This window comes from Delftia sp. ZNC0008 (assembly GCF_000799035.1).
Lineage (GTDB): Bacteria > Pseudomonadota > Gammaproteobacteria > Burkholderiales > Burkholderiaceae_C > Comamonas > Comamonas tsuruhatensis.
The window spans coordinates 1-9,358 of record NZ_JTKZ01000208.1; the positions used below are offsets into that span (position 1 = coordinate 1).

Below are 9,358 nucleotides of genomic sequence, written 5' to 3' on the forward strand. Positions count from 1 at the left end.
GCACCCGGCCGCTGTGCCCCCATCCGCTGGCCGCCCGCTACAACGGCAGCGGCGACATGGAAAGCGCTGCCAGCTTCAGTTGCCGCTGACCATGCACTGAAGGCGGGCGGCGCCTGAACGGTCACCTGAAAGGTCACCTGAACGGCACGCCCCCTCCGCCCCCATCCACCCCTTGTCCGCAGTCCCGCCCCCGGCGGGGCCGGGCCCCGCTGCGCCTGAGAAAAGGCGCGCGGACACCCACGCCAAGACGGCAACGATTTTTCAAACCAGAGGAGACATCACCATGAAAACCACCCCATCCCCGCGGACCCTGGCGGCCACCGCCGTGCTGGCCCTGGCCGGCTCCGGCGCCAGCTTCGGCGCCTTCGCGCAAGGCACCTCCAGCGTCACGCTCTACGGCATCGTCGATGTGGGCGTGGAGCACCTGAACAATGTGGCGGCGGGCGGCGGTCTCAGCCGCATGCCATCGACCACCAGCATGGTGCCCTCGCGCTGGGGCCTGCGCGGCAGCGAGGACCTGGGCGGCGGCCTCAAGGCCATCTACACGCTGGAGTCGGGCTTTGCGCCCGACCAGGGCACCTTCAACCAGGGCGGGCGCGGCTTTGGCCGCCAAAGCTGGGTGGGCCTGGGCGGCAACTGGGGCAGCCTGACCATGGGCCGCCAGAACTCCATGCTGTTCTGGTCGCTGCTGGACTCGGACATCATCGGCCCGGCCGTCTTCGCCATGGGCTCGCTGGACGCCTACATTCCCAACTCGCGCGCCGACAACATGCTGACCTGGCGCGGCAACTTCGGCGGGCTGGCACTGGGCGCGGGCTACAGCTTCGGGCGTGACACCGTCAATGCCGGCCCCAGCCCGGCAGGCACCAACTGCCCGGGCGAGAGCGGATCGGACACGCAGGCCTGCCGCCAATGGTCGCTGTACGCCAAGTACGACACACCGGCCTGGGGCGTGGCGCTGGGCTACGAGCAGCAAAACGGCCGCACGCCGGCCTCGTCCACCGACCCGGTGTTCGGCGGCATGAACTCCAGCGCCAAGCATGACGAGCGCCTGCACCTGGGCGGCTACTTCAAGCTGGCCGGCGTGAAGATCGGGGGCGGCCTGCTGCGCCGCGACAACGACGGCGACGCCGTCAAGCCACGCAGCAACCTGTGGTACGTGGGCGCCTCCTACCCGGTCACCGAGGCCCTGGTGCTCGAAACCCAGTGGCTCACGCTGCGCTACCGCGGCGTCTCGGGCTACGACTCCGACCTGCTGGTGGCACGCGCCATCTACAACCTGTCCAAGCGCACGGCCGTCTACACGCAGCTCGGCCACATCCGCAACGACCGCCTGGCGACCGTCTCGGTCAGCGGCGGCGCGCCGGGCAGCAACACCGCGCCGGGACGCTCGCAGACCGGCATCAACGTGGGCATCCGCCACATGTTCTGAGCCGCTTCCATCCGCCTGCCTTTCCCATATTCACCAGGAGACATCCCATGCAGATGCATCGCCGTCATTTCGTCCAGGCCCTGGGCAGCGCCGCCGCCCTGGGCTCGCTGTCACCGCTGCAAGCCCTGGCCCAGGCACTGGACCAGGTCAAGATCATGTACGGCTTTCCGGCCGGCAGCTCGGGCGACAGCGTGGCCCGCCGCGTGGCCGAGCGGCTGGGCGGCACGCCCTACAGCAAGGGCCCGGGCTTTGTGGAGAACAAGCCCGGCGCCGGAGGCCGCATCGCGGTGGAGGCCTTGAAGAACTCCCCGCCCAACGGTTCCGTGCTGGCACTGGCCCCCGTATCGGCCTTCTCGGTCTATCCCCACATCTACCCCAAGCTGACCTACAGGCCCGAAGACGCAACGCCCGTATCGATTGGCGCCGTGATCTACCACGGCCTGGCCGTGGGCCCCGCCGTGCCGGCCGAGGTCAAGACGCTCAAGGACTTCCTGGCCTGGGCCAAGGCCAACCCCGACCGCGCCAGCTTCGGCTCGCCGGGCGCGGGCTCCATGCCGCACCTGCTGGGCGCGCTGCTGGGCCTGCGCTCGGGCGTGGAGCTCAAGCACGCGCCCTATCGCGGCACCGTGCCGAGCATCACCGACCTGGTGGGCGGCCAGATCGCGGCCACCATGAACCCCAGCGGCGACTACCTGCAGTACCTGAAGGCTGGCCGCCTGCGCGTGCTGGCCACCTCGGGCAGGCAGCGCTCGCCCTTCCTGCCCGAGGTGCCCACCTTCACCGAGCTGGGCTTTCCCGATGTCACGGTGGAGGAATGGTTCGGGTTCTACGCGCCCGCCAAGACCCCGGCCGCCACCATTGCCAACGCCAACGCGGCCATCACCGCCGCGCTCAAGGACAAGGCCGTGATCGACGGGCTGGCGGCCCTGGGCCTGCTGGCGCGCGGCAGCACGCAGCAGGAGATGGCCGCCGACCAGCAGGCCGAGTTCGAGCGCTGGAGTTCGCTGGTCAAGCAGATCGGGTTCACGGGCGAGTCCTGATGGCGCACCCGGACGGCAGGTCCATATCCCTTCGCGAAACAAGGCCACATTCATGCAACAAATAATGTTGCATGAAACAGAACAGCCAATTCTCGGACGTCCTGCATGTGCTGCTGCACATGGCCGAGGGCGATGGACCTGCCACCTCCGACATGCTCGCCGCCGCGCTGCAGACCAACCCGGTCGTGCTGCGCCGGCTGATGTCGGGCCTGCGCGATGCAGGCCTTGTCACCTCCGCCAAAGGCCATGGCGGGGGCTGGGTGCTGTCTTGCGAGCTGGACCGCACCACGCTGCGCGACGTGCATGAAGCCTTGGGCGCCCCTGATCTGGTGTCGCTGGGCTTCAGGGAAGACCGGCCCGAATGCCTGGTCGCCCAGGCCGTGAACGAAGCGCTGAGCAACGCGGTGCAGCAGGCCGAGGCCGCCCTGCTCGCGCGCCTGGGCTCGGTGACGCTGGCTGCCCTGTCCCAGGACTTCCATGCCCGCCTGGCGCGCCACCGCGCAGCGGGCGGCCAGGGCTGGTACCAACTGCAGGAGCACCAGCATGAAACACATTGATTTCGCCGTCATCGGCGGCAGCTATGCCGGCCTGTCCGCCGCCCTGCAACTGGCGCGTGCGCGCCGCCAGGTGCTGGTGGTCGATGCCGGGCTGCGGCGCAACCGCTTCGTGGACCAGGCCGGCGAAACATCGCACGGCTTTCTCACCCAGGATGGCGTCGCCCCCGCCCAGATCGCCGCCCAGGCCCGGCAGCAGCTGATGGCCTACCCCACCGTGCAGTGGCTGGACGGCACGGCCGAGGACGCCCGCGTGGCGCCTGATGGCCGGCTGGAGTTCCATGCAGCGGGCACCGCCATCAGCGCTGCCCGCCTCGTCCTGGCGCTGGGCGTGCATGACAGCCTGCCGCCCGTGCCGGGACTGGCCGAGCGCTGGGGCCGCAGCGTCTTCCATTGCCCGTACTGCCACGGCTACGAGATGAATGCGGGCCGCATCGGCATCATCGCCAGCTCGGCACTGGCCCACCACCACGCCGTCATGCTGCCCGACTGGGGCCAGACCACCCTGCTGCTCAACGGCGCCTACGCGCCAAGTGCCGATGAGCTGGCCGCCTTCGCACGCCGCGGCACGCAGGTGGAGGCCACCCCCATCGCCCGCCTGGAAGGCCGGGCCGACGTGCTGCTGCAGGACGGCCGCCGCCTGGTCATGGATGGCCTGTTCACCCAGCCGCGCACCCGCATCGCCAGCCCCGTGGCCGAACAGCTGGGCTGCGCCCTGGAAGAAGGCCCCATGGGTCCCTTCATCAAGGTCGCGGAAGGCCAGGCCACCAGCGTCCCCAACGTGTTCGCCTGTGGCGACGCGGCCCGCGCGGCCGGCAACGTGGCCATGGCGGTGAGCGATGGCGCCATGGCCGGCATTGGCGCGCACCGGTCGATGATGGGATGGTGAACTGCGGCGCCCGCCCTAGAGCGTGCTATGCACTTTGATGTGCCCGCGAAAGCCGGGAAAGGGGTCCGGAACGAGGCGTAGCACGCTTTATCCGAAGACCGCGCCGCCCGCATCCAGCGCGGGCGGCCGCAGAAGATCGGCATTGACGCCCATGGCCTCGCTGGCCCGCTCCACGGCCTGCCACAGGGGGGCCGGCATCTGCAGTATTTCCTCGGGGGAGTTCGCGCGGGCGATCCAGTCGCTGATCTCAACGTGCTGCTCGGGGGTGAGCAGGTCCAGGTTCAGCATTTCGTCAATGGTCTTCATCGGGTGTCGGTCTGTCGCTCGTGTGCGGAAGGTGTACGGAAAAGGAACGGCCCGTGCATTGTCAGCGGTCCACGGCAGGCAGTCGCTGCAGCAGGGCATCGCGGGCGCGCAGGCCGGCATTGGGCTTTTGCGCCTGCTCGTCCTGGATCAGCGTGGCGAACACCAGCCTGCGATGGTCCTTGGTGGCCCAGCCCACGTACCAGCCATAGGCCCGGCTGGCGTCGTAGCGGTTGTCGCTGCCCGGCGAGCCCGTGCCCGTCTTGCCATGCACGGTCCAGCCGTCCACAGGCACGGGATGCCGGGTGATGCGCGCGGTCATGTCGATGGCCTGACTGTTCACGGGCAGTTCCCGGCGCACGATCCTGCGCATGAAGGCCACCTGCTCGACCGCCGAGATGCGCAGCGAAGACACCACCCACACGCCGTTGTGGCCCGGGTCGGCCACTGGCACGGCAGAGACATCCTCGTTGCCATAGCGGAAGGCCTTCACGTAGGCGTCAAAGCGCTGCTGGCCCAGACGCATCACCACCTGCTGCGAGTACCAGAACACCGAGTCCTTCATCCACGCCTGGGGCGTGATATCGCGCCGCCAGGCATCGCCGCCCCAGTCCGGATATTCCGGCTGGTACGGCCACGCGGGCCGGGATTCGTCCTGCAGGATGCCGGCGTCATAGCCCATCAGGCTGATGGCGATCTTGAAGGTGGACGCCGGCGTGACCCGCTCGGCGCAGGCCGGGCCGCTGTGCACCAGGGACTGGCCCGTGTCGGCGTCGGCGACGATGGTGCACAGTTCGTGCGCGACAACGGGGACGGGAACGGAAACCCAAAAAAAAGCTGCCACGGCCGTGGCAGCGGTTCCAGGAAATCTATGCATGTGCTGTGCGCTGCGGTGTTCGTATCTGGCGCGCGATCATAGATGCGCGCGCAGCCTTTGCAGAGCCCCTGCAGCAAACAGCCCCACGGCGCCCTGGGCAAGCGCGTGTGGGACTTGCCCATGGATGGGAACTGCCCGCGGGGCTACGCCTGCGCCTCCTGCAACTGCCGCCACATCACCTTGCCGCTGCCGCTCTTGGGCAGGGCCTTGACGAACTCCACCACCTTGGGCGCCTTGTAGACGGCCATGTTCTCGCGGCACCACTGGATGATGTCCTCGGCCGTGGTGTCTTCCTTGCCGGCACGCAGCACGACGACGGCCTTGACCGACTCGCCCCGGTAGGCGTCGCGCGTGGAGATCACGCAGGCTTCCTGGATGGCGGGGTGGCGGAACATCAGCGACTCGACCTCGGCCGGCCAGACCTTGAAGCCGCTGGCGTTGATCATGCGCTTGAGGCGGTCGGTGATGAAGTAGTAGCCGTCCTCATCCACGTGGCCCAGGTCGCCGGTGCGAAAGAACCGCTTGCCGTCGACCTCCATGAAGACCTGGGCCGTGGCGTCGGGGCGCTTCCAGTAGCCGTCGAAGACCTCGGGCCCGTGGACCACGATCTCGCCCTGCTCGCCCTGGGGCACTTCGGCACCGGTGTCAGGATCGATGACGCGCGCCTCCGTGCTCATGAAGGGAATGCCCAGGCACTGCTGCTTGGGGTGCTCGGACGGGTTGCTGTGCGTGGGCGCAGCGGTCTCGGTCAGGCCGTAGCCCTCGCAAAAGCGCAGGCCGTATTGCTCCAGCAGGCGCTGGGCCACGGCCTGGGGCATGGCCGCGCCGCCGCCGCCGATGTACTTGAGGCTGGTGAGGTCGAACTGCGCGAAGTTGGGGCTGCCCAGCAGGTCGATGACCATGGTGGGGATGTTGGTCCAGCTGGTGACCTGGTAGCGCGAGATCAGCCGCCCGGCCAGCTCGCGGTCCCAGCGCGGCATGACCACCACGGTGGCACCCATGAAGATGGCCGTGTGCAGCACCGACACCATGCCCGTGATGTGGAACATGGGCACCACCGCCAGCACGACCGCCTCGCTGGTGCCGCTGCCCCAGTAGCTGCCCGCCACGGCGTTGTGGTTGATGGAGCGGTGCGGGTGCATGCAGCCCTTGGGATGGCCCGTGGTGCCGCTGGTGTAGGGCAGCACGGCCATGTCGTCGCGGCCCACCACATGGGGCGGCGCGGCGTCGGTACAGGCCAGGGCCTGCTGCCAGGTGTGGACGCCGCCGCCCTCCAGCACAGCCGGCTCGCGCCGGGTGAGCAGCCAGTCGTGCCACTGCGCAGGCGGCGCATCGTCGCCCTGCACCCCGGCATCGAAGGCGTCCGTGAACTGGGTGACGACCAGGTGCTCCAGCCGCTGGCCGGGCGCCAGCGCATTGCTGGCCTTGGCCAGTTCGGGGGCCAGGTCGGCCGTGGTGATGGCGACCTTGGCGTCGGCGTCGGTGATGTAGTGCTTGAGCTCCTCGGCCATGTTCATGGGATTGACCGGCACCACCACGGCATTGGCGCGGAAGATGGCGTAGTGCGCCAGGATGAGCTGAGGCGTGTTCTGCATCAGCAGGATCACGCGGTCGCCGCGCTGCACGCCCAGGCTGTGCAGGTAGGCCGCCATGCGCTCCGTGCCCTCGCACAGCTCGCGGTAGCTGATGGAGCTGCCGAAGTAGCGGATGGCTGGCTTGTCGGGATAGCGGCGCGCGTTGACGGCCAGGTTCTCCCATACGCTGGTGGCGGGCACGGTGATGGAATGGGGCAGACGGCTGGGCCAGAAGGCGTGGTGCGCGGGCAGGGTCGACATGGACGGATGGGCGTTGAATGGTCGGTGAGTGGATCGGACGGCGGCAATCCGCCTTGCCAGCGAGGCTAGGCGCACACCCGGTTCCCGGCATTGGGGAAGGCCCCAGGGAATCGTCGCCAAAGTGACGCTTGAGCGCCCATGGCATACCGATGCCACCGCAACTCGCCTTGTGCTTTCGCAAGCCGGCCACGGGCACGCCACGGACACGCCACGGACACGCCACAAGTACGCCACGGGTACGATGGCGCCATGCCCTCCACGCCCGACATGCCCCACCTGTCCCGCCTGCAGCTGTCGCTGCGCGATCTGCTGGCCCGCCGCCGCAGCGCGGCCCTGGCCACCCAGCCCGCCGACTCCCCTGCCCCCGGGGCTGGCGATGCACTGCCCGCTCCCCGTCTGTCCATGGTGCCCTGGGCCTGGAATGCGCAGTTTGGCTGCTTTGTGCTGCACGTCAGCGCGCTGGCAGCGCACACGCGGGCCATGGAGCTGCACCCGGCCGTCAGCCTGCTGGTGTGCGCGGCCGAAGTGGACGGCGAGGGCGTGCATGCACTGGAGCGCGTGGCCATTGAAGGCGTGGCCAGCACACCTCCGCCCGGCAGCGTGCTGGCCGATGGCGCGCGCGACAGCTATGTGCTGCGCTTCCCCGAAGCCGCGTTCATGACCGATCTGGGCGACTTCCGCTTTGTCTGCATCACGCCATCCATCGCCCGGCACGTGGCGGGCTTTGGCGCGGCGCGCGATGTGTCGGCCCATGACCTGATCGAAGCACTGAGCATCCAGCCCAGCTGACTCACGTGCCCCGCACGTGGGCCGCGATCAGGGCGCCCGCCGCATCGCCCTGCCCCGCCACGCAGGCACGCACATGGTCCTCCCACATCTGGCCCTGCTGCTCCACCTGGGCATGGACAAAGCGCTGCAGCATGCGCCGGGGATCATCGCAGCGCTCATAGGCATACGGATCGCCGCGCGTGCACAGCGCCTTGAACTGCAGCTAGGCGGCCTGCCGCGTGACGGGCATGCCCTGCAGGCGCTGCCACTGGTGCAGCAGCTCATGGGCAAAGATGCCTGCGATCTGCGGATGCGACAGGCGCAGCGGCTGGCGCGGATCGGACTGCATGAAAAAGGCACGCGGCATGAAGATGCGCCCGCCATTCATGGACAGCGCCCTGCGCGTGTCGCCCAGGCGGCGCAGATAAAGGCGCATGCGCGGCAGCAGCGCATCCAGCGAGGCGCCGAAGTGCGTGCGCACAAAGGCCTGTTCCTGCGCATCGAGCGGCCGGCTCCAGAACACCATGCTCAGTCCCCCGGCCCCTGCCGATAGCGCCGTGCCATGAAATCCACGAAGGCACGCACGGCCGGGCGCAGATGCCGCGTGCGCGGATACAGCGCGTGGTAGCTGTACTGCCCCAGATGAAAACAGGGCAGCACCCGCACCAGCTGGCCGCGCTCGATGGCCGAGCGCACGGTATGCCAGGTCAGCGCCGCAATGCCCCGCCCCGCGCGTGCGGCCTCGAAGATGGTGGCCACCGAATCGGTGCGCAATGCCGCTAGCGGCTGGACCTCAGTGACAGCGCCCTGCCCGGACACCACGCTCCAGCGCAGCTGGGCCGGACCCGCAGCAAAGGCCAGGGCGCGGTGCGCGGCCAGTTGCTCTGGCACCTGCACCACCCCGTGGCGCATCAGATAGGCGGGCGAAGCCACCAGCACCAGAGGCGAATGCGTGAGCAGCCGCGCCTGCAGTCCACTGTCCGGCAATTGCCGGCTGATGCGCACGGCTGCATCCACGCCCTCGGCCACCAGGTCCACCAGCCGGTCGGTGCACAGCAGTTGCAGCTCCAGATCCGGGAATTGCTGCTCGAACTCGGGCAGCCAGTCGCCCAGCTCGATGGCGCCCACGGCCAGCGGCAGCGTGATGCGCAGCACGCCCGCCACGCGTGCGCGGCGCACGGCCAGCGCGGCCTCGGCCGCATCGAGCTGCTCCAGCAACTGCACGCAGCTGAGGTAGTAGCTGCGCCCCGCCTCGGTCAGGCTCAGCCCGCGCGAATTGCGCTGCAGCAGCTGCGTGCCCAGTTCCGACTCCAGCCATTTGACATGGCGCGAGGCGGTCGAATGCGTCATGCCCAGCCTGTCCTGCGCCGCCGTGAAGCCCTGCGCATCCACTACGCCGCAAAACACCCGCATGGCCTGCCATCTGTCCATTGCCCGTGCACTCCTTTGGCGGGGATTGTGGGGCATGCGGGCGGCCGCATTCCGTTGCGCCACAGCCCCACGCCAGCCCCATTTCCGCCCCATTCCTCCTCTTGGGCCGCAGAAACAGACTATTCCTAGAGACAAGCACGCCGCAGCTGCCTAGATTGACCGGCAACCCGGACACAGGCTTGCCTCCACCAGCTCCCCGCCAGACGCATGGCCGCCTCCTGCCCGAGAT

10 protein-coding genes and 1 pseudogene are annotated in these 9,358 nt (G+C 69.0%); 6 read left to right on the forward strand and 5 right to left on the reverse strand.

The window, feature by feature from the left end; all coding sequences use genetic code 11:
* The 5 genes from L995_RS34870 to L995_RS06860 form a co-directional block, all read left to right on the forward strand.
* A partial coding sequence (locus L995_RS34870) for a tannase/feruloyl esterase family alpha/beta hydrolase (RefSeq protein ID WP_156136004.1) occupies window positions 1-89 on the forward strand: 89 nt, incomplete at its 5' end.
* A gap of 194 nt (window positions 90-283) precedes the next feature.
* Window positions 284-1,432: a porin gene (locus L995_RS06845; protein WP_047470479.1), complete on the forward strand. Its 1,149-nt coding sequence runs from the start codon at window positions 284-286 to the stop codon at window positions 1,430-1,432.
* 47 nt (window positions 1,433-1,479) lie between these two features.
* Window positions 1,480-2,472: a tripartite tricarboxylate transporter substrate-binding protein gene (locus L995_RS06850; protein WP_016450573.1), complete on the forward strand. Its 993-nt coding sequence runs from the start codon at window positions 1,480-1,482 to the stop codon at window positions 2,470-2,472.
* A gap of 71 nt (window positions 2,473-2,543) precedes the next feature.
* A complete protein-coding gene (locus tag L995_RS06855) occupies window positions 2,544-3,029 on the forward strand; it encodes an Rrf2 family transcriptional regulator (RefSeq protein ID WP_016453247.1) in 486 nt (161 codons plus the stop codon).
* The gene (locus L995_RS06860; protein WP_016453248.1) at window positions 3,016-3,915 is read left to right on the forward strand and encodes an NAD(P)/FAD-dependent oxidoreductase; all 900 of its coding nucleotides are present in this window, start codon (window positions 3,016-3,018) and stop codon (window positions 3,913-3,915) included. The genes L995_RS06855 and L995_RS06860 overlap by 14 nt, the downstream gene beginning before the upstream one ends.
* 87 nt (window positions 3,916-4,002) lie before the next feature.
* On the opposite strand, the gene L995_RS06865 is transcribed toward L995_RS06860, so the two are convergent.
* From L995_RS06865 to L995_RS06875, 3 genes are all read right to left on the reverse strand, one after another.
* Window positions 4,003-4,221, reverse strand: a complete 219-nt coding sequence (locus tag L995_RS06865) for a hypothetical protein (protein ID WP_016450576.1) — start codon at window positions 4,219-4,221, stop codon at window positions 4,003-4,005.
* Window positions 4,222-4,282: 61 nt separating this feature from the next.
* Complete coding sequence (gene blaOXA / locus L995_RS06870) at window positions 4,283-5,095, reverse strand: class D beta-lactamase (protein ID WP_047470483.1); 813 nt, start codon at window positions 5,093-5,095, stop codon at window positions 4,283-4,285.
* A 143-nt stretch (window positions 5,096-5,238) separates the two neighbouring features.
* Entirely contained in the window at window positions 5,239-6,930 is a 1,692-nt protein-coding gene (locus L995_RS06875) for a long-chain fatty acid--CoA ligase (protein WP_047470485.1), read from the reverse strand.
* Window positions 6,931-7,179: 249 nt separating this feature from the next.
* On the opposite strand from L995_RS06875, the gene L995_RS06880 reads away from it, so the two are divergent.
* Window positions 7,180-7,719, forward strand: a complete 540-nt coding sequence (locus L995_RS06880; protein WP_046241376.1) for a pyridoxamine 5'-phosphate oxidase family protein — start codon at window positions 7,180-7,182, stop codon at window positions 7,717-7,719.
* 1 nt (window position 7,720) lies between these two features.
* Here the strand turns inward: L995_RS06880 and L995_RS06885 are convergent.
* A pseudogene (locus L995_RS06885) lies at window positions 7,721-8,224 on the reverse strand (hypothetical protein).
* Window positions 8,225-8,226: 2 nt separating this feature from the next.
* On the reverse strand, window positions 8,227-9,129 hold the full coding sequence (locus tag L995_RS06890) for a LysR family transcriptional regulator (protein WP_016450581.1): 903 nt from the start codon (window positions 9,127-9,129) through the stop codon (window positions 8,227-8,229).
* Window positions 9,130-9,358: the final 229 nt, after the last annotated feature.